The organism is Kitasatospora sp. NPDC058063, assembly GCF_042885395.1.
Classification (GTDB): domain Bacteria; phylum Actinomycetota; class Actinomycetes; order Streptomycetales; family Streptomycetaceae; genus Kitasatospora; species Kitasatospora lactacystinica.
The window spans coordinates 238,788-258,103 of record NZ_JBHVSD010000005.1 but is presented as its reverse complement, the minus strand read 5'-3'; the positions used below and the strand labels follow the sequence as shown (position 1 = coordinate 258,103).

Genomic DNA, 19,316 nt, shown 5'->3' with positions numbered 1-19,316 from the left:
GTCAGCCCTCCGTTCGCCCGGGTGGGCCGGGCAGGATCTCCACCCGGCAGGTCAGATGGACCGGACAGCCCGCCCTCACGACGGACCGCACCTGGTCCTCGTCCGGTGCCGGTCCGCGCAGCGGCCAGACCCGGACCAGTACGTCGCCGCCCGGCGCGGGCGGCAACGGAGCGTCCGGGTCGGTGGACCAGGAGGCACCACCGCCGTCGACGATCTCGGCTCCGGCGCCGAGCACCAGGCGCAGCCGTTCGGTGAGGCCGCGCCGGGTGCCGCGCCAGCGGTGCAGCTCCACGGCGCGCTCGACCACCGCTCGGCGCACCTCCACCGGCCAGGCCGGGTCCACCTCCACCGCGACCCAGGAGGCCAGCCAGTCGAGGAAGTCGGCCGGCGCGAGGCCGGGCCGGAAGTAGGCGGGCAGGTTGTCCAGGGTCGCGAAGACCGGGGCGAGGACGGTGTCCAGGCCGGCCGTGAACCGCTGGGCGAAGTCGTCGTCGGCGAACAGCGCGGGCAGCAGTTCGCCGATCGGGTGCGGGCTGGGCAGTCCGGGGACCGCCGCGCGGCTCATCCGCGCCTCCCGGTTCCCGGCGCGCGGCACTCGCTCATGACGTCCCGTCCTCGGCAGCCGGGGTGACCACGACCTGGTGCTGGTGGGAGAAGACCAGGGCGTCCGCCGGGACCTCGACCCGCTCGGCGGGCGCGCCCCGGCGTCCGCTGATCGGGTCGGCCGGGAACAGCCGCACCTCCTCGACGCCCGAGACCGCGGCGACCCGCTGGAGCACCGCGAACACCTCCCCGTACTGCACGGCCCGGCCGAACGGCCAGCCCTCGCCGTCGGCGCCGCCGCGCAGCGGGTTGAGGTAGCGGTACAGCGCGGCGAGCACCTCCTCGCGGACCCGGTCGGGGTCGGCGGAGCGGGTGGTGAGCCGGGCGACGACCGTCACGCCCTGGTAGGCGGGGGGCTGGACGACCAGCCGGGTGCCGATCAGCCGGCGCTCGTCGAGGGCGGTCGCGACGGCGGCCAGCACCTGCTCGTCGGGGATCAGCTGCTCGAAGCGCAGCCGGTCGCCCTCGTCCGCGACGGCGTCGGGGACCACCAGCACCCGTACCGCCCCCGCCTCCCCGCCGCCGGCGGGCACGCAGCTGATCCGGGCGGCGGACGGCGCGGCCTGCCGGGCGATCAGCTCGAAGTCCCCGGCGGTGACGGCACGTTCCTGCAGGCGCAGCTGGTGCGGGGCACGGGCCTTGGCGTTCTCCACGGTCTCGCCGTCGACCCCGCCGCGCGCCGCCTCCCGGTTGTCGACCCGGGCGATGTACGGGACGGAGCTGCGCAGCACGGTGACGGTGCCGCGGGCGACGTTGCCCGCGATCCCGCCGCCGGTGCGGTAGCGCGGGACGCGCAGCCGGGCGCCCTTGGGCGGCACGGCGCCGAAGGCCCGCAGGCCGCCGTCCGGCTCCCGGACCGCGGGCGGGAAGAGGAACTCGCCGGTGGTCGCGTCCAGCACCACGTGCCGGTCGGCGGGCGAGGACTCGCCGAAGTGCTCGACGAGCGTCCAGCGTTCCCAGCCCTCGCCGGCCGCGACCTCGACCACCGGGGGCTCGCCGTCGAGCAGCACCGGCGGCCGGGCCAGCCGGAAGCGCTGGCCCGCGACGCCCTCCGAGGTGCCGAGCTGCGCGTCGGTGACGGTCTGCGCGTGGACGGCGGTGGCGGTGCCGCCGACCGTGAACACCTCGGCCCGCCGGACGGTGGGGGACTCGGAGTAGAACGGCTGGCCCGGCTGCGGCTCGGTGACCCGGCAGCGCAGCCAGCCGGCCCGGCGCCCGGCGACCACCGAGGCGGTGTGCCCGGCGGGCACGAAGACGACCACCTCGCCGGGCCGGTTGAGGCCGCCGGTGGTGTCGCTGCCGGTCTCGCAGGCGATCCAGCGCGCGCCGTCCCAGACCTCCCAGGCCAGCGGCGGCTGGCGCGGGTCGACGCCGACGCCCTCCACCCGGCTGTCCAGCCGGACGATCAGGATGCAGCGCGGCACGACGGCGGGCAGGGCGAAGAGCATGGCGTCCCCGGCCACCGGGCGCGGCTGGAAGCAGGGCACGTCCGCGCCGTCGGCCAGCCGGGCCGTGCCGTCGGACTGCTCGCCGGAGGCGGAGACGGTGACCAGCCGCTCCAGCGAGCTGGGGACGATCGGCAGGTCCTCGGCGGTGGAGAAGACCACCGCGTCGTCGGTCTCGGTGCGCAGCGTGGAGACCTCGGTGCCGGCCCGCAGCAGGACCGTCTCGGACTGCGGGGCGGAGAGCCAGAAGTCGACCTCGGCCCGGGCCGCGGCGGGCGGGAAGAGCCGGATGCCGAGCAGGTCGAGGAAGGCGGCGTAGTTCTTCTCCGGGACCCGGTTCAGCCGGTAGAGCAGCTGGTCCACCAGGTAGGCGAAGGTCTCGATCAGGGTGACGCCCGGGTCGGAGACGTTGTGGTCGGTCCACTCCGGGGCGCGCTGCTGGACGTAGCGCTTGGCCTCGTCGACGAGCTGCTGGAAGCGGCGGTCGTCCAGGTTCGGGGAGGGCAGGGCCATCAGCGCGCACCCCCGCCGACCGTGTCGAGGGCGTCCGCGCCCGGGTGCTCCGGGATGGTGTAGAAGGGGAAGACCAGGTTGCGGCGGTCGTTGGTGGCCCGCACGGTGTAGTGGACGTCGATGTAGAGGGTGCCCTCCTCGGCGCTGTCGAAGGCGATCACCACGTCGTCGACCTCGATCCGCGGCTCCCAGCGCTCCAGGGCGATGCGCACCTCGCGGGCGATCCGCCCGGCGGTGGTGCTGTCGCCCGGGGCGAAGACGTACTCGTGGATGCCGCAGCCGAATTCGGGGCGCATCGGCCGCTCCCCCGGGGCGGTGCCGAGGATCAGCCGGATCGCCTCCGCGAGCTCCCGGTCGCGCTCCACCATGGCGATGCCGCCGGTGGCGTTCACCCGCAGCGGGAAGGCCCAGCCGCGTCCTATGAAGCTGCCACTCATGCTCAGCCCCCGATCAGCACGTTGAACGCGCCGGTGGTGACGGTGGCGCCGCAGGTGGTCTTGTCGCCCATGCGGGCCGCGGGCAGGCCGCCGATCAGCACCACTCCCCTGGTCACCGCACCCGGGGAGGGCAGCACCAGGTTTCCGGGGCCCAGGGCCAGGTGCGGGGGGACGACGCAGGCGTGGACGGTGCCGACGACGGCGGCGGGGCGGCCGCCGATCAGCACGGTCGCCACCTTGAGGGCGCCCGGCGGCGGGGTGGTGAGGGCACCGCCGTGGTCGGTCAGGTCGCCGGTCCGGGCTGCGGGGGGCATCTGCGGTCTCCGTTTCCTGCGGTGCCCGGTGTTCGCGGGCACTCGCCATACTGCCATTGGTTCTTGACGTTCCGTCAGTCGATCGCCGGTCTGTCGCCGGTCGATCGGCGGCTCAGTTGATCCGAACGAAGGCCCCCTTGAGCACCGCCTCGGCGCCACCGTCCACGGTGACCGACGTCGTGCCCCGGACGGTGACCGATCCGCCGCGCACGTTCACCGCGCCGGTGCCCGCGTCCAGGGTGATGCCGGAGGAGGAGAGCCGTACCGTGCTGCCGGCCGCGCCGCCGAGGCCGTGGACGGTCAGCACGATCTCGCCGCGCTGCTGGTCCAGGCTGACCTCCAGCTTCCCGTCACCGCTCGCCAGGTGGACGCCGGACTTGCCGCCCGGCACGTCCAGCAGCTCCATCCGGTGGCCCGAACGGGACACCACCGAGCGGCGGTTGACCTTGCCGGAGGCCCCGTCGACCAGTGGCACGTCGTGCGGGGAGGGCCGGTCCACGCCGTTGTAGAGCCCGCCCAGCACGTACGGGCTGTCCAGGTCGCCCTGCTCGAAGCCGACCAGCACCTCGTCGTTGACCTCGGGGCTGACCACGCCGCCGCCCCCGGCGCCGCCCCACTGCACGGTGCGCACCCAGTCGGAGACGTAGGTGTCGTCCAGCCAGGGGAACTTGAGCTTCACCCAGCCGCGCTGCCCGCCGCCCGGCTCCCGGACGTCGGTGACCACGGCGACGGCCAGGCCGGGCATCCGGGGCCCGCGCGGCGGGGCGTTGCCACCGCTGGTCAGCCCGGCCAGCGAGCGGTCGGGCGCCGCGCTGACCACAACGGTGGTGCGGTAGCCGCGGAAGGGTTCGAGCAGGTGGCGCACCCCGGTGGCGGTGTAGCGGCCGGAGAAGGCGGCGCCGACGTTGCCCAGCGCGACCGCGGTGCCCGCGCGCAGCCGCGGGTTGCCCTCGGCGACCACCTCCAGCTCGCCGAAGCCGGCCGCCACCGAGGCGGCCAGCGACCGGGCCACCGAGGCGGTCTCCGCCTGGGTGCGGTACGGGGTGTCGGCGACGGTCAGCCGGGACTGGCCGGGAAAGGCGGAGGCCACCACCGAGGGGCTCATCCCCGGCTGCACGGTGCGGGAGGTCACCGCCGGCTCGGTGGCGACCAGGGCGCTCTTGGTGGTGACGTTCCAGCCGCGCGCCTCGACCGTGTCCGCTCCTCCGGCACCGGTCAGCACGCCGCGCAGCTCCAGCAGGTTGCGGCCGTACTCCAGCACCAGCGGGTTCTGCGGCGCGGGGGTGGAGGGGGCCGGCGCGCCGGAGGCGGGGTCGGGCCGGACGAACTCCAGCCTCCCGTCGTCGTCCACCCGCACCTGGGCGCCGCTCTCCTGCGCCAGGAACTGGAGGAACTCCCAGTCCGGCACGTTCGCCTGCGAGAGCTGCTGGTGGACGACGGGGAAGGAGTCGACCTTGCCGCAGGTCAGACCCGCGCCCGAGGCGACCTGGCGGACGATGTCGGCGGTGGTCATGTTCCGGAAGGCCTTCACCCGGCGCCCGCGCATCAGCCGGTGGGTGACCGCCGAGGCCCGCACCACGGTGTACGAGCCGGTGGTGTCCACCTCCAGCTCCAGCGCGGTCACCTCGCCGGTGAACAGCCGCGCCCGGGTGTTGCCCTGCACGGTCACCACGGACACCTTCAGCGGGGTGCCGATGGTGATCCCGGTCGCGGAGAGGAAGGTGTGGTCGGCGTCCCGGAAGGACAGCACCGCGGTGTCGGGCAGGCCGACGCTCTCCTCGATGTCGCAGGAGACCAGTTGGGTCACCCAGATCGGCGGCAGCGGGCCCGGCGCCTCGACGACGGGGTCTGCGGCGAAGGAGCGGCCGCCGCGGGCCTCGGGAGTGGTCATGACCGTCCGCCCTGGGTGGGTTCCTGGTTCCTGGTGTGGGTGTGGCTCTGGGTGAGTTCCTCGATGCCCGGCACGATCAGCTCCGCGCCGGGGACCAGCGCCAGCGGATCGTCGATGTCGTTGGCCTCCGCGATGGCGCGCCACGCGGTGGCGTCCCCGTAGGCCCGCCAGGCGAGCATCGGCAGGCTGTCGCCGGCGATCACCCGGTGGGTGCTGCGGGCCTCCGGCGAGCCGGAGGTGGGGTTCTGTCCGGCCGGGTCGACGCTCGCCTCGTCGATGGTCAGCGAGCAGACCGCCCGCAGCGGCTTCCCGTCGACGTCGAAGAGCGAGTAGGTGACCGAGAGGCCGGTCAGCACCCCGTTGAACGACGTCGTCTTCAGGGTGCCCCAGTCCAGCCGGATCCACGGGCTGGCCGGCGTCTTGCGCGCCAGGCTGGCCGCGGTGGGCACGCACGCCGTCATCAGCTGCTCCACCGCCCGCTCCACCGAGTTGTCGTGGGTCGCCGTGGAGTCCAGGAACACGTCGAGGGAGAGCGAGCGCGGACCGCTGCCGACGAACTCGGGCAGCGCGGACTCGCCCGCCATCCGGGACGGGGTGCGCCGCCACTCGGTGGTCTTGCTCAGCACCAGGGTCGCCGGATTGAACTGGAGCCGGAGCTGCGCGAGCGTGCCGCCGGGCTGGGCGCCGACCGTGGACGGTGGCTCCATGATGGTCAGTTGGGCCCGGGTGACGCTGGCAGGGACCGCCGGGGACATCCTGGTGCTCCTTCCGTGGGTCGGGCTGCGGGGTGGGCCCGAGCGGGCCGGGCGTGCGGTGGGGTCAGGAGGGGCGCAGGCCCGCGTGGGCGATCTCCAGGGTCTCCATCGCCGCCTGGGAGTTGGCGGGATCGAAGGACGGCCCCTCCCAGCGCACCGGGACGATCCCGAGCACCTGCCAGCCGACGATCCGGCTCAGGTCGGGCCGCAGCGCCACGATCTCGCCGTCCTTCGGCTCGACCTTGCGGACGATCTCGGACAGCCAGCGGGCGATCTTCGTGGTGTCGGCGGTGACCGCGCGGGTCAGCGTGATGTTCGACCAGGTGATGCGGCCCGGCAGCTGCCAGGCGAAGCCGTTGTTGCCGCCCTCCGCGTACTGCTCGATCTCGACCTGGGCGCCGAGTCCCGAGCAGGTGGTGAAGTCGCCGAGATCGTTGCCGCCGATGGTCAGGCTGAAGAACACACTGGACGCGAAGATGTTGTCGGTCATCGCTTCTGCTCCCTGCTTCCGGTCACGTCGCTGCTGCGGCCTGCTGTCGGCCCTCCGCCTGGTCCACGCTCTGGTCCGCGGTCCGGCCCGCGGTCCGGGCCGGGCTCAGCGGCGCATGTCGTACGGTTTGCCGCTGCGCTCCCGGCCCCTGCGCAACTCGGTGCGCAGCAGCCGGCCGACCGGTTCGACCAGGCGGCGGGCCAGTTCGTCGAGGTCGGCGGGGTCGGCGCGCCGCTCGGCGCCCGGTCCGGCGGGGGCCTTCCCGGGGGTGCCCCCGGCGGACGGGGTACCGGGGGTGGCGGTTCGGGCCGGCCCGGCGAGCTGCACGGTGGTGGGTGTGCGCGCGGGCACGGCGGTCAGCGGCACCCCCGTCAGTCCCGTCTGCTCGGCCACCCGCTGCAGCAGCCGGGCCGTGGCGGGCGACGGCGGTGCGGACGACGCGGGCGAGGCGGACGGGGCGCTGGTGGCGTGCCCGGCGGGCAGGGCCCGGGCCACGACGAGCGCGGGGGCGGGCGCGGGGACGGACGTGGGCGCGGGCGCGAGTGCCGTGGCGGGCTGCGGGCCCGGTGCCCGGCTCGTGCCCGCCGGGGCCGCGCCAGTGGGCGGCGGCACCGGGGACGGCTGCGGAGGCCGGGGCACGGCCGCCAGGCGCTGGACCGACGGCGCCGCCACGGGCCTGAGCCGGACGACCGGAGGGCGCGGGGCACTCGCCGTGGCGGACGGCGCACCGGGGGCGCCGGGATTCGCCTGCCCACCGGAGCTCGGCGTGGCGGACCGCTGCACGGCCGGAAGGCCCGCGCCCGTGACACCGGGTCGCGGCGGCGCCGGGACACCGGGGTTCAGGACTGCCGCACGGGGCCGACCGGGCAGGACGCGCGGTGGGCCCGACGGTGCGGGCGCGAGCGGGGCGGAGGCAGGTGCCGCCGGGCCTCCGACCGCTGACGGGTGCTCGACGACGGTCGGGTGCTCGGCCGCCGTCCGTCGGACCGGCCGTGCCGACGGGCGGCGGGAGAACACCCGTTGCACCGCGGCCACGACCCCGCGCGGCGCGGCCGCCCCCGGGGTGGAGGGGCGCCCCGAACTTCCCGGCGAGGCCGACTCCCCGGCCGCGGCACCGCCGCCTCCGGCACCGGAACCCGGCGAACGCCGCACCTGCGCACCCGAGCGGCGCGGAGCGGCAGCGGCCGGTGCGACCGACCCGGCCGGCGCCTCGCCGTCCGGACGGGACGCGAGCGCGTGGGGCCAGGCGGCCCGGACCACGGGCGGCGTCGACGCGGGCCCGGCGCCTCCGCCGGCGGGAGCGGCGGCAACGGGCGCGAAGGGCGCCGGCACAGTGGCGAGGGCGACCGTCATCCGGCGGTCGCCGAGCAGCCCGCGCCGGTGACCGATGAGTCGAACGGCCCGCTGCACGCCCAGGCCGCCGGAGGACCGGCGCGCCGGAACCGTCACGGGCACCACCGGACCGTTGCCGCCTCCGAGCGGAGCGCCCGCCGGGCGCCTCCCGGAGACGGCCGGCTGCGCGGCGGAGGCACCCGCCCTGCCCTGCGGGGCGTCGGAGGGCGCCGGGCGTCCGGCCGCCGGTCCTCGAAGGCCGCGATCCGCACCGGGGTGCGCGCTGCGGGCACCGGCAGTCGGGGTACTCGGGCCGGCGGGGACGGTCGGGATGGTCGGGACGGTCGGGGTGGTAGGGATACTCCGGGCGGCCGGACCGGCCGATCGCCCGTCACCACCGGTCCGGACGGAGGACGTCGCCTCGGCCGGGCCGTCGCCGGGGCTCCGGGGGGCGCGCTGCACGGGCAGCCCCTCGCCGGCCACCGGCGAGGCGGCGGCAGGGACTACGGCGGGAGCGGCGGCAGAGGCCGCGTCGCCGGTCGCCGGGGCCGCGATCCGCCGGACCGGTCGGCGCCCGCCGAGCAGCGGAGCGGTGCCCCCGGCCACGGCCGCCGTCGGCGGCAGCGCGTCGAGCGGCGCGCCCAGGCCCCCGCGCGTACGGGCGGGGGTCGGGTCGGGCGGGAGCGGTGCGGCACGGTCGGGGGTCGGCGTCGAGGACGGTGCGGGCGTACCGGCCCCGGAGCGGGCGCGCTGAACGGGCGTGCCCTCGGCTGGTCCGCTCCGGCCGACAGGGGCCGGATCGGGCCGGCCCGGCAGGGCGCGATCGGCGGACGGCGTCGAGGACGGCACGGGCGTACCGGCCCCGGACCGCGCGCGCTGAACGGGCGCGCCCCCGGCGGACCCGTGCTCGGGGCGGGCGGGTGCCGGGCGGGCGGGCTCGCCGGCCGTGGCGGCGCGTCGGGCGGACCCGGCGGCGTCCCGGCCTCCGCCCCCGCCCCCGCCCCCGGACGGCCGGGCATCAGCCGAGCTGCCCGTCTCGCCACGGGTGGACCCCGCGTCGGCCAGGACGACCGGCATGGCCGACCCGGCCGAGGCGGCACCGGAGGCCCGGGGGCCGTCGACGGCCAGAGGTGTGGCGTTCGCGGGCAGCGCGGTCAGCGGCGCGCCGAGAACCGGGCGGGCGGGCGCGGCGCTTCCGGACGCGACGGCGCGCTGGACGGGGGTGCCGTCGGCCGGCCCGTTCCGCGTGGGCGCGGGGTTGTCGGCCGGGCCGGGCACCGGCCGTTCGGCGGCTCCGCCGCTCGCGGACGGGCGGCGCGTGCCCTCGGCCGGCTCTTCCGTCGTCGCCGCGGGCCGCGGCGTGTCCGTGCCCCGGCTCGCCGGTTCGGTGACGGCGGCCGGTGCCCTGACCTGCCCCGGGACGACCGCCACGGGGCGCGCGGTCAGCAGGCCGGGCCGCCGGGCCACGACCAGCGGGGCCCCGACGGGACGCGGCCGCACCGGCCGGTCGGCCCGGACCGCCGAGTCGTTCGGGCGCGGGGAGGCGGCGGCCGCTTCGGGCGTCGCCGCACCGAGCGGGCCACCGGCGGCCTGCGGCCCTTCGGGCTTCGGTGAACTTCCCCTCATCGCAGTGGACTTCGACCCGCCGGACATGGGCGCACCGGGCGCCGCCGCGCCGGGTGTCGCCGCGGCGGGCCTCGGCCCACCGCCGTCGGCGCGCTCGGCCGTCGCGCTCGAGTCGGCCGCACCCGCGCGGCCCGGGCGCGGCCCGGACCGCACCGGAAGCCGTCGCAGCCGGACGGACCGCTGGACCGGACGCGCCTGACGCGCCGACCGCGCCGCGCCCGACGGCCCGTCCTCCGAAGGCACTTCGGCCCCGGTCTCGCTCGGGAGGACCGGCACGACCGGCACGACCAACTCGTCCCCGCCCGTGCGGACGGGGGCCGGGGCGGTCGGCCTCGCCACCGCCCGCAGGATGCCGACCGGGGCGGTCGGCAGGACCGCGTGGCCGAGCGGACCGCAGAGCGAGGGGTCCTGCCAGGCGGTGAGCCGGGAGCGGAACCTCAGGCCGTCGCTGACGCCGTGGGCCGGCCCGGCCAGGGTCGGGACCAGCGGCGCGACCGCGCGCCAGCCCCCGTCCCCGGCCGCCGGGCGCCGCCGAGCGGCCTCGCCCGTGCCCCGGGCCGCCTCCGTGCCACCGGAGCCGGCAGCGGAGGCGGCACCGGAAACGGTGCCCTCGCCGCCCCTGCGGCGGCCGATCCAGTCCCGAAGCCCCACCCGGCTCACCCGCCTTCGCTGATGCGGGTGTTGAGCCGCGCGATCTCCCTGACCCACTGCCCGCGTTCACGGTGGGTCAGGTCGAGGATGTCCTCCCGCTGCCAGTGGAAGTGGTACGCGATGTACGCGATCTCCTCGTACAGCCGAGCAGGCGCGTACGTCACGATTCCCCCAGGCGCCCACCGGCGAGGTCGACTTCGAAGGCGCCGTCGCAGTGCGGGCAGGTCACCGCGGCGCGCGTGTGGCCTTCGCTGTTGATCCGCTGGTAGAGGTCCTGGAGGAAGGCCACGTCGGTGGCGTACATCCGCTCGACGACCCCGGCGTGCACATCGGTGATGTCGCCCAGCCTGGTGATCACGTGGCTGAGCAGCACCACGCTGAGGTACGCCGGGTTCTCCTTGACCCTCAGGTCGATCTGCGGCATCAGCTCGTCGCGGGCGGTGGCCAGGCGCATGGCACCGTGCCGGTGCACGGTGCCCTCGTCGTCGACGTAGCCGAGCGGCAGCTCGAACTCGAACTCGGTGTGCGGCGCCCGCGCCCGGGGCTGCGCCGCCGCTGCCGCCGGGGCCTGCTGCGGCGGCGCGGTGTTCTGCGGGGCCGGAGCCCGTTCCAGCAGCTCCTCCAGGCCGATCTTGCGCCTCACTCGACCGAGATCTCCTCGAACACGATGGTCACGGTCTCGGTGGCGGCGCTGGACTCGCCGGCGCTGAGGGTGGGGCCCTCCCAGCGGCTCGCCCAGGCGTTGGTCAGCTGGATGCGCCGCAGGGTGGCACCGGTGGTGTCCTTGACCTCGATGGTGAGGTTCTGCCGCGCGGTGTTGATCGCCCCGTTGTTGAGGGTCTCCTTGATCCAGTCCGTGAACGCGCCGCTCTTGTCCAGGCCGCGGGTGATGGTCACCTCGCCGGGGAGCCGGGCGCCGGGCTGCTTGCGGACGATCAGTTTGCCCTCTTGGGTCACCTGCTTGTACTCGACGACGTCCTGTTCGACCGTCAGGTTGCTGATCTCCTTGACGGACTCGACGTTGTAGCCGCCGAGTTGGACGCCGAAGATATGTGTGGAGAGCGGATCGCCTTCAGCCATGGGTTTGTGTCACCTTCCGATGCGAGGGGTGCCGAGGGTGCCGAGGAGTGGCGCCGACGGATGTGGTGCCGACCGGGCCGGTCACTCGTTGACGAGGCTCGTGCTGTCGGAGAACTGGGACAGCCGGAACACCACGAACTCCGCGGGCTTCACCGGGGAGACGCCGATCTCGCAGATCACCTGGCCGAGGTCGATGGACTCCGGCGGGTTGTTGTCGCGGTCGCACTTGACGTAGAAGGCCTCGGCCGCGGTCTGCCCGAACAGGGCCCCGCGCCGCCACTCCTCGGTGAGGAACGCCGTGATGTTCCGGCGGATGCTGGACCACAGCCGGTCGTCGTTGGGTTCGAAGACCACCCACTGGGTCCCCAGGAGGATGGACTCCTCCAGGTAGTTGAAGAGCCGGCGCACGTTCAGGTAGCGCCACGCCGGGTCGGAGGAGAGAGTGCGCGCGCCCCAGATCCGGATGCCGCGCCCGGGGAAGGCCCGGACGCAGTTGACGCCGATCGGGTTCAGCAGGTCCTGCTCGCCCTTGCTCAGGCGCAGCTCCAGGTCCACCGCGCCGCGGATCACCTCGTTGGCGGGCGCCTTGTGCACGCCGCGCTCGGCGTCGCTGCGCGCCCACACCCCGGCGACGTGCCCGCTCGGCGGGACCAGCACGTTGCGGCCGCTCGCCGGGTCGAACACCTTGATCCACGGGTAGTAGAGCGCGGCGTAGCGGGAGTCGAAGCCCGCCTCGTCGTTGCGCCAGGTGCGCATCCGCTGGGCGTTGAGGCCGGGCGGCGGGTCCAGGACGGCGATCCGGTCGCCCATCTGCTCGCAGTGCGACATCACCGCCAGCTGGACGGTGCGCAGGCCCTCGTCGTCGAGGTCGCCGCGCTGGTAGGCGCTCATCAGGTCGGGCACCGCGACCATGGTGATCTCGTCGATCGCTTCCAGGCCGCCGAAGCCGGTCCGGGCGGCGGCGTCGCCGACGTACTCGGCGGGGTCGAGCCGGCCCACCGGGACCGCGGCCGGCGCGGGCGCGGCGGCCAGGGCGTGGGTGCGGCGCTCGGGGCGGCTCGGCGCGGTGCCGGGCTGTTCGGCGACGGCGACCAGCTTCGACTCGCGCAGCTGGGTGACGACGTAGCCCTTGGTGCTCTTGCGGGTCGAGACGTCGTAGGTCTCGGCGACCTCCGCGCCCCGGCGCACCAGCAGCCGGAAGCGGTCCTCGGGGACGTTCTCCCCCTCCGGGTCGGCGACCTCGACGGACACCTCGGCGCCCGCGCCCGGCAGGGCGGAGAAGAGGAACCCGGCGATCTCGACGGGCGGGGCCGCGGTGACGGCGGGGGCGGCGCCGGGCGCCCGGCGGGCCGGGTCGCCGACCCGCACCACGTAGGCGGAGCCGCCGCCGTTGGCGAAGAAGCCGTACACCGAGTGCGCCAGGTAGGTGCCCTCGGTGAAACCGCCGAACCGCTGGACGTACTGGTCCCAGTTGGTCACCAGTGTGGGCTCGTGGAAGGGCCCGGTCTCGGCGAAGCCGACGAACGCGGCGACGGCCGTGCCGACGCCCTCGATCGGCCGGGCACCGGACTGGACCTCCTCCACGTACACGCCCGGGGTGAGGTACGACGGCATACGCGCTCCTTCGGCTGGTCAAGCATTGCGCCGGTCATTCGCCCCCGAGTCTGCTGCCCGGACGTCACCCGGAAACATGTCCGCAGGTCCCGGACCGGGGGCAGGAACCGCTGCCCCCGGCGGACACCGCCGGACGTCCCGGACTGCCCCCGCCGCCCCGCCGCCCCCGGGGGGGGTCAGCCGTGCCCGGTGTCCCCGAGCGCGCCCAGCCACGGCCCGAACTCGCTCGCCAGCACCAGCCGGCCGAGCTTGCGGTACTCGCCGACCACCGCGGAGACCAGCTGCGCCATGCCCAGCGGGGCGCCCGTCCCGGCGGCCAGATACGCCGCGGAGACCGCGCAGGCCCGGATGGAGCCGCCGGTGAGCTCGAAGTTCCGGGCGCAGAAGTCCAGGTCGAGGTCGTCGCCGCGGGGCACCAGCGGCCCCAGGCAGCGGTCCCAGAGCAGGCGCCGCTGCGCCTCGTCCGGCAGCGGGAACTCGGCGATGACGTCCAGCCGCCGGGTGAACGCCTCGTCGAGGTTGGCCCGCAGATTGGACGTCAGCACGGCGATCCCGTCGAAGGACTCCATCCGCTGGAGCAGGTAGGCCGTCTCCACGTTGGCGTGGCGGTCCCGGGAGTCCTTGACCTCCGAACGCTTGCCGAACAGCGCGTCCGCCTCGTCGAACAGCAGGACGCCGTTCACCTGCGCGGCCTCGGTGAAGATCCGTTCCAGGTTCTTCTCGGTCTCGCCGATGTACTTGTCCACCACGGTGGAGAGGTCCACCACGTACAGCTCCATGCCGAGTTCGGCGGCGACCACCTCGGCCGACATCGTCTTGCCGGTGCCGGACTCCCCCGCGAACAGGGCGATCACGCCGTTGCCCCGGCCGCCGCCCGGGCGCATCCGCCACTGTCCGAGCACCTGGTCGCGGTGCCGGGCCCGCAGCACGAGCTCGCGCAGCCGGCCCGCGGTGGGGGCGGGCAGGACGAGGTCGGACCAGCCGACCGCGGGCTCGATCCGGCGGGCGAGCCGGGCCAGCCCGGCGGCGTTCTGCGCCCGTACCGCCGTGCGCAGGTCCTCGGCCCGGACCGGGCGCCGCTCGGCGGCCGCCGTCCGGGCCGCGACCAAGGCGGCGCGGGCCAGCTGCTCCTGGTCCAGCCGGTAGGCGGCCACCGCCTCGGCCAGTTCCTCCGGCAACTCCTCGCACGGCTCCTCGCCCAGCTCGTCGCCCGACTCCACGCCCGACTTCTGACTCGGCTCCGAAACACCCGGCTCCGAAGCACCCTGCTCCGCACCCAGCGCGCGGGCCCACTGCCCGGCCCGGTCGCGCGCGTCCGGCGGCCGGACGGTGAGCACCACCGGGCTCCGCGCCGCCCAGACCGGGTCCCAGACCTGCGGGCCGTGCACCACCAGCGGGACCCCGGCGAGTTCCGCGCACAGCTCGCGCAGCAGCGCGGCCCGCTCGGGCCGTTCGGGTTCGAACCGGTCCAGCGGCCCGAGCACCACGCCGCCCCCGCCCAGCCGCGCCTCGCGGGCGAGCACCCGTACGGTGGCCTCCGGCGGGCGGGCGGCGAGCGCGGCGGCGTCGACCACCAGGGGCGGCGGGCCGTCGGCCGCGAGGGCCGCCACCGCGAGCCGACCGGCGTGCCCGCCCCGGTCCAGCAGGTGCACCAGGCCGCCGTCCGCGGCCAGGAAGCGCAACTGTTCGAGGGACTGGTGGGAGCGGCCCCCGGGTCCGGCGCGGCGGGCCAGCCCGGCGAGGGTGCCGTCCGGCTCGTCGTCGCCGAGCAGATGGGCCGTCACCCGGTCCGGGACGCGCAGGGTGCGGGAGAGCAGCGGGCGGTCCGGCTCGGTGATCTCCAGCAGGCCGCCGGCGATCAGCGGGGCCCGGACGGAGAACCGGAAGCGGCCGGCGCCCGCCCCGGGCAGTCCGCACAGGTCGAGGGCCAGACCGATGGTCGCCCGGCGGCGGGTCAGGTCGTCGTTGAGGTAGCCGTAGAGCTGCTCGAAGCGGGAGTCGAGGTCCGGGGCGAGCGCCACCAGCAGCAGGTCGAGGTCGACCGGGAGCAGCCCGAAGGCGGCGCTGAGCCGCCCGAGCCGGGAGCCGGGCGACGGCACGGGGCCGTCGCCGGGGTCCGCGGCGGCCCGGTGCACCGTGGCGGAGGCCGCCAGGATGCGCTCCACCGCCTCCGGGCCGAGGTACTGGCCGCGGTACGGGTCGTCCGGATCCGGGTCGTCGGCCCGGCGCTCGCGCACCGCGGCGCGGACCCGCCGTTCGACCCGCTGCAGCCGCTCCCAGAGCTGGTCGGGGGCCTGACCGAACGGTGCGCTGTCGTCCGGTCCTGACGGCCCGCCGTGGTCCGGCCCGGGCGGTGCGCCGTCGGCCGCCGAGGGGGCCTCCGGGGCCCGGTCGAGGTCGAGGCTCATCGCGCCCTGCCCCGGGCCCGGCGGCCGGGCGGCAGCCCGCGTTCCCGGGGCGCGGCGAAGCCGTCCGGCCCGGGGTCCCCGGCGTCCTGGTAGCGCAGCCGGCGGCCGGGACCGTCGGCGGGCGGCGGGCCGGCCGGGGCGGTGTCCCCGGCGTCGGTGGTGCCTCCGACGTTGGTGGTGTCGCCTGCGTGCAGCACCAGCCCCTCGGTGACCGGCGGCCCTGCCGGGCTGCGCCCGCCGGGCAGCGGGGCCAGCACCCGGAGGTCGACCGAGGGCCGCAGTTCCCCGCCGAGCGAGGACCAGACGTCGGACACCGACGGCAGGCCGGTGTCGCGCCCCGCGATGTCCAGCCCGACGGTCAGTCCGAGCTCGGCGAGCGTGCCGGTGAGCAGCCGGGCGGGCAGCGTGTCGGTGGTCGTCAGGCACTGCAGCACCTCGGCCAGCAGCCGGTGCTCGTCCTGCGGCCGGTTGGTCCAGGCGGTGACCAGGTAGGCCAGCTCGAACCAGCGGGGCGCGGGGCGGTGGCCGGTCACCAGGCCGTCCGCGTCGTACTCCGCGACGGTGCCGGCCTGCCGGCGGCCGGTGTCCTCGCGCAGCCCGTACAGGTAGACGCTGACCGTGGGCGCGTTGCGCCGGGCCGCGAAGTCCCGGGTGGGCGCGTCGAAGACCACGTCGATCCCGCGCTCGGGCAGACCGGTCTCGGCGAGCAGCTGTCGCAGCGCCTCGTCGACCTCGTGGATCACCGCCGCTCCACCTCCCCGGGCGGGCCGATGCTGCCCTCCACCACCAGGAAGGGGCAGGTCACCGGGGAGAATCCGGGGCCCTCGGCGGTGATGGTGCGCGGGCCGGTCTCGTCCTTGGGGAGGATGAGCAGCTGGCCGGCGAAGGTCCCGTCGCCCTTCGGGCGGGTGGGCGCGGCGGCGGCGGTGATGCCGGGTTTCCAGGTGAACCGGACCGGCGCGCCGGGCGGGAAGTCCACGCCGCGCACCGAGGTCACGAAGCCGGGCTTGCCGATCGGCGGCACCGCGACGATGCGGGGCTGGAGGATGCGCAGCGGGGTGCTCGCCCGGTGCGGTCCCGGGGTGGCGTCGGTGCCGGTGGTGGTGAGTTCCGCAGTGATGGTGGTGTCCAGCGCCGCCACGGGCGAGAGCACCACCCGGACCACCGCGCTGCGGCCCGGGGCCAGGTCGCTCACCGTGCAGGTGCCGTTCCGGCAGCCGGGCGGCAGGGCCTCGGTGGGCACTCCGGCGGGCAGGCCGAGGGTCAGGCGCAGGCCGGTGGCGAGGGCCTGGCCGGTGTTGCGCACCGTGTAGCTGACGGTCACGTGGCCGCCGACGTAGCCGGGGTTCGGCTGGGCGTCGACCGCGACCGCGGGGCCGGCCTGGGGCGGCGGGGCGGGCGCCGGGGGCGGCGGCGGTACGGGGGTGGAGGTGGGCGTGGGTGTCGGGCTGGGCGCGGCGGTCGGGCTGGGCGCGGCGGTCGGGCTGGGCGCGGCGGTCGGGCTGGGCGTGGGTGTCGGGCTCGGACTCGGGCTCGGCGAGGCGGTCGGCGACGGGGTGGGGGTCGGCGACGGGGTCGCCGGCTCCAGCACCGGGAGGAAGGTCCGGGCGAAGTCGTCGTCGGGGTTCGGGTCGACGACCGTCCCGGTGACGCTCCAGCCGAAGTCCGGGACGCCGGGCCGGGTGCCGGTCAGGGTGGCCTTGATCCGGACCACCTGGCGCGGGGTCAGGGTGCCGAGTTCGCAGCGCAGCGCGGCGGCGTCGCACGATCCGGTCGGGGTGGTCAGTTTGTCGAGCCGGGCGCCGGTCGGCACCGAGACGGTGAGGGCGGTGCCGGGCGAGGGCGCGGGGCCCTTGTTGGTGACGGTGACGGTCACCTCGGTGCTGCCGTCGACGGGGACGGCCGGGGTCCGCTCGGGCACGCTGACCGCCAGGTCGACGGACTGCTGGACGGCCGGCTCCTTCTGGCGCCCCGGCAGCCGCCAGTCCAGCTCGGTGAGCTGGGCGGTCGCGAAGTCGTAGACCTTGAGCCCCTCCGGTGCGCTCGGCGGCGCGGCGCGGCGGGAGGTCAGCACCAGCTGGGCGCTGTTCGCCGTCCAGGCGACGTCCCGGGGCTGGAAGGGCCCGGTGGTGGGGCGGTCGGGCAGCGGCCGGGTGCAGGCGCCCTGGCCGAGCCCGGTGGGCACGACCACCGTGCAGCCCTCGCCGGTCGGCGTGGTGACCACCACCCCGTCCTGCTGGTTGTTCCCGCCGTCACCGGCCTTGCGGTTGAAGGCGATGCGGCGGCCGTCGGGGGCGAAGGCGGGGCTGTCGTCGATGACGTTGCAGCTGCCCGGGCAGGCCGTCCGGCTGAGGTCGGTCTGCCGGGTGAGGTCGTCGGCGGCGACGGTCCAGACGTGCAGGTTGCCGGCGTTCTCGTTGACCACCGCCGTCCGGGAGAAGGCGATCAGCTTGCCGTCGGGGGACCAGAACGGCTGGCCGTCGGAGGCGCCGCGCTGGCCGGCCGGCGGCTGGACGGTGCCGACGATCCGCCCCGTGGCCATCTCGGCGATCAGGACCCGCCCGGGCCGGGCCAGCTGCTCGCCGGCGGCCGGGACGCTGCGGCTGAACACGATCAGCCTGCCGTCCGGGGAGATCGACGGGTCGGTGTCCCGGTCGTTCGGGCCGCGCCCGGCGAGGTTCATCGGCTGCGGGTTCGCCCCGTCGGCGTCGGCGAGCCAGATCCGCTGGATCCGTCCGGCGGGGCCGTCCTCGTAGCGGGTCACCACGATCTGCCGACCGTCGGGCGTGTAGGTCTGGCGCTCGAACCACGGGTCGAAGCCGGGACGGGGGTGGAACAGCGGGTCGGCGCCGGGGTCGGTGCTGGTGTTGCTGCCGGCGGCCGGGTCCTCCCGGAGCACGCTGATGCCGAGGTCGCGCGGGTCGCCCCCGTCGGGGCGGACGTCCTGGACGTCGGCCACGTTGGCGCCGGCGGCGCTGGTCTGCTCGACGACGGGGCCGCCCTCGTTCTGGGTTCCCAGCCAGGTCGGTGCGGCGATCAGCCGGTTGGCGCGGTAGAGCAGCCGGGGCGCGTCGCAGTTGCAGGTGAGCGCGCGGTAGAGGTTCACCACCGGCGGCTGGGACGGGTCGGGCTGCGGGCTCGGGTTGTTGGGGTCGAGCAGGTCGGCGCTGAGGAAGAGCACACCGGTGCCGTCGGCCATCCAGGCGGCGGAGCCGGTCTTCCAGGTGGAGCCGGTGCCGGGGAAGAAGGCCTTGTCGCCGCCGGTGGGCGAGGTGAGCATCAGGGTCCGGCCCTGGGTGCCTTGGTCCCAGGTGTAGACGATCTCGTTGCGGTGGGCGTCGTCGTTCAGCGGGTTCCAGGTCGGGTCGACCGCGTCCCCGCTGGTCACGTTGGTGACCTTGACCGGGGCGCCGCCCTCGAACGGCCGCAGGTAGATCTGCCGGTGGTCCGGTTCGCCGGTGCAGGAGTACGCGATCCACTTGCCGTCCGGCGAGACCGTCGGGTGGGTCTCGTCGGCCGCGCCGTCGGTGATCCGGCGCAGTCCGCTGCCGTCCCGGCCGACCGCCCACAGGACCTTCTGGGGACTGCCGCCTCCGGCGCGGGGCTCCAGCGACTCGAAGACGACGCCCTTGCCGTCCGGGGCCAGCGCGGGGTGGGCGGTGTCCATGCCGGTGGTGAGCCGGCGCACCGCGCCGGACGCGTCGCGCAGGTACACCTGGGGCAGCGGGCCGTCCCGCAGGCTGGTGAAGACCAGTTCGTCGCCGCGGGCCGACGGGTCCTGGTCGAAGTGGACCGGGCCGGGCCCGAACAGCGGGGTGCTGGACTCCGCGCCGGTCACCTTGCCGAGGCCGCGGTGGTTGGTGCCGGCGAAGACGATCCGCCCGGCCGCCGGGTCGACCGCGGCCACCGGGGCGGCGGCGACCTTCCCGCCGGGGGCGGCGCCGGCCAGGGTCACCAGGGCCGCCGCGAGCGCGAGCAGCACCGCGACGGCGGCCCGGGCCGGCCGCCGGACGGAGCGGGGGGTGGCGGTGGCGCCGATCACGCTCGACCTCACAGGTTGCAGGGGCGGTCTGCCCGCAGTCTCCCCGCCGTCGACGCGCCGCGGGAGAGCCCGGGCACCCTCGGCGGGGGAAACAACCGGTGTCCCCGAAGGGCAG

15 protein-coding genes are annotated in these 19,316 nt (G+C 76.2%); all 15 read right to left on the bottom strand.

The features are described from left to right. Position 1: 1 nt before the first annotated feature. The 15 genes from ACFVUY_RS10900 to ACFVUY_RS10830 all read right to left on the bottom strand — a co-directional run bounded on the left by ACFVUY_RS10900 (position 2) and on the right by ACFVUY_RS10830 (position 19,213). A complete protein-coding gene (locus tag ACFVUY_RS10900; RefSeq protein ID WP_387729091.1) occupies positions 2-565 on the bottom strand; it encodes a phage tail protein in 564 nt (187 codons plus the stop codon). A 34-nt stretch (positions 566-599) separates the two neighbouring features. Next, a complete protein-coding gene (locus ACFVUY_RS10895) occupies positions 600-2,561 on the bottom strand; it encodes a putative baseplate assembly protein (protein WP_387729088.1) in 1,962 nt (653 codons plus the stop codon). Further along, positions 2,561-2,998, bottom strand: a complete 438-nt coding sequence (locus tag ACFVUY_RS10890; protein WP_387684353.1) for a GPW/gp25 family protein — start codon at positions 2,996-2,998, stop codon at positions 2,561-2,563. Before ACFVUY_RS10890 ends, ACFVUY_RS10895 begins: the two co-directional genes overlap by 1 nt. A gap of 2 nt (positions 2,999-3,000) precedes the next feature. Then, positions 3,001-3,312: a PAAR domain-containing protein gene (locus tag ACFVUY_RS10885; protein ID WP_387729085.1), complete on the bottom strand. Its 312-nt coding sequence runs from the start codon at positions 3,310-3,312 to the stop codon at positions 3,001-3,003. Positions 3,313-3,424: 112 nt separating this feature from the next. Further along, positions 3,425-5,203, bottom strand: a complete 1,779-nt coding sequence (locus ACFVUY_RS10880; protein WP_387729082.1) for a VgrG-related protein — start codon at positions 5,201-5,203, stop codon at positions 3,425-3,427. Next, entirely contained in the window at positions 5,200-5,958 is a 759-nt protein-coding gene (locus tag ACFVUY_RS10875; protein WP_387684359.1) for a LysM peptidoglycan-binding domain-containing protein, read from the bottom strand. Before ACFVUY_RS10875 ends, ACFVUY_RS10880 begins: the two co-directional genes overlap by 4 nt. 64 nt (positions 5,959-6,022) lie before the next feature. Beyond that, positions 6,023-6,448: a phage tail protein gene (locus tag ACFVUY_RS10870; protein ID WP_359897847.1), complete on the bottom strand. Its 426-nt coding sequence runs from the start codon at positions 6,446-6,448 to the stop codon at positions 6,023-6,025. Positions 6,449-6,553: 105 nt separating this feature from the next. Continuing rightward, positions 6,554-7,060, bottom strand: a complete 507-nt coding sequence (locus ACFVUY_RS10865; protein WP_387729079.1) for a hypothetical protein — start codon at positions 7,058-7,060, stop codon at positions 6,554-6,556. A gap of 3,002 nt (positions 7,061-10,062) precedes the next feature. Then, a complete protein-coding gene (locus ACFVUY_RS10860; protein WP_181970396.1) occupies positions 10,063-10,221 on the bottom strand; it encodes a DUF6760 family protein in 159 nt (52 codons plus the stop codon). Then, on the bottom strand, positions 10,218-10,700 hold the full coding sequence (locus tag ACFVUY_RS10855; RefSeq protein ID WP_359897850.1) for a hypothetical protein: 483 nt from the start codon (positions 10,698-10,700) through the stop codon (positions 10,218-10,220). The genes ACFVUY_RS10860 and ACFVUY_RS10855 overlap by 4 nt, the downstream gene beginning before the upstream one ends. Continuing rightward, complete coding sequence (locus tag ACFVUY_RS10850; RefSeq protein WP_030290301.1) at positions 10,697-11,137, bottom strand: phage tail protein; 441 nt, start codon at positions 11,135-11,137, stop codon at positions 10,697-10,699. Before ACFVUY_RS10850 ends, ACFVUY_RS10855 begins: the two co-directional genes overlap by 4 nt. A gap of 81 nt (positions 11,138-11,218) precedes the next feature. Beyond that, a complete protein-coding gene (locus ACFVUY_RS10845) occupies positions 11,219-12,751 on the bottom strand; it encodes a phage tail sheath family protein (RefSeq protein ID WP_387684365.1) in 1,533 nt (510 codons plus the stop codon). 176 nt (positions 12,752-12,927) lie between these two features. Beyond that, complete coding sequence (locus tag ACFVUY_RS10840) at positions 12,928-15,159, bottom strand: ATP-binding protein (RefSeq protein WP_387729076.1); 2,232 nt, start codon at positions 15,157-15,159, stop codon at positions 12,928-12,930. Beyond that, the gene (locus ACFVUY_RS10835; protein ID WP_387729074.1) at positions 15,156-15,902 is read right to left on the bottom strand and encodes a DUF4255 domain-containing protein; all 747 of its coding nucleotides are present in this window, start codon (positions 15,900-15,902) and stop codon (positions 15,156-15,158) included. The genes ACFVUY_RS10840 and ACFVUY_RS10835 overlap by 4 nt, the downstream gene beginning before the upstream one ends. Beyond that, positions 15,899-19,213 (bottom strand): hypothetical protein, encoded by a 3,315-nt coding sequence (locus ACFVUY_RS10830; RefSeq protein WP_387729071.1) that lies wholly within the window; start codon positions 19,211-19,213, stop codon positions 15,899-15,901. The genes ACFVUY_RS10835 and ACFVUY_RS10830 overlap by 4 nt, the downstream gene beginning before the upstream one ends. Positions 19,214-19,316: the final 103 nt, after the last annotated feature.

Bases quoted from the DNA above. Each gene is read 5' to 3' on its own strand.
- ACFVUY_RS10900 (WP_387729091.1), bottom strand. From the start codon at position 565: ATGAGCCGCGCGGCGGTCCCCGGACTGCCCAGCCCGCACCCGATCGGC.
- ACFVUY_RS10895 (WP_387729088.1), bottom strand. From the start codon at position 2,561: ATGGCCCTGCCCTCCCCGAACCTGGACGACCGCCGCTTCCAGCAGCTC.
- ACFVUY_RS10890 (WP_387684353.1), bottom strand. From the start codon at position 2,998: ATGAGTGGCAGCTTCATAGGACGCGGCTGGGCCTTCCCGCTGCGGGTG.
- ACFVUY_RS10885 (WP_387729085.1), bottom strand. From the start codon at position 3,312: ATGCCCCCCGCAGCCCGGACCGGCGACCTGACCGACCACGGCGGTGCC.
- ACFVUY_RS10880 (WP_387729082.1), bottom strand. From the start codon at position 5,203: ATGACCACTCCCGAGGCCCGCGGCGGCCGCTCCTTCGCCGCAGACCCC.
- ACFVUY_RS10875 (WP_387684359.1), bottom strand. From the start codon at position 5,958: ATGTCCCCGGCGGTCCCTGCCAGCGTCACCCGGGCCCAACTGACCATC.
- ACFVUY_RS10870 (WP_359897847.1), bottom strand. From the start codon at position 6,448: ATGACCGACAACATCTTCGCGTCCAGTGTGTTCTTCAGCCTGACCATC.
- ACFVUY_RS10850 (WP_030290301.1), bottom strand. From the start codon at position 11,137: ATGGCTGAAGGCGATCCGCTCTCCACACATATCTTCGGCGTCCAACTC.
- ACFVUY_RS10845 (WP_387684365.1), bottom strand. From the start codon at position 12,751: ATGCCGTCGTACCTCACCCCGGGCGTGTACGTGGAGGAGGTCCAGTCC.
- ACFVUY_RS10840 (WP_387729076.1), bottom strand. From the start codon at position 15,159: ATGAGCCTCGACCTCGACCGGGCCCCGGAGGCCCCCTCGGCGGCCGAC.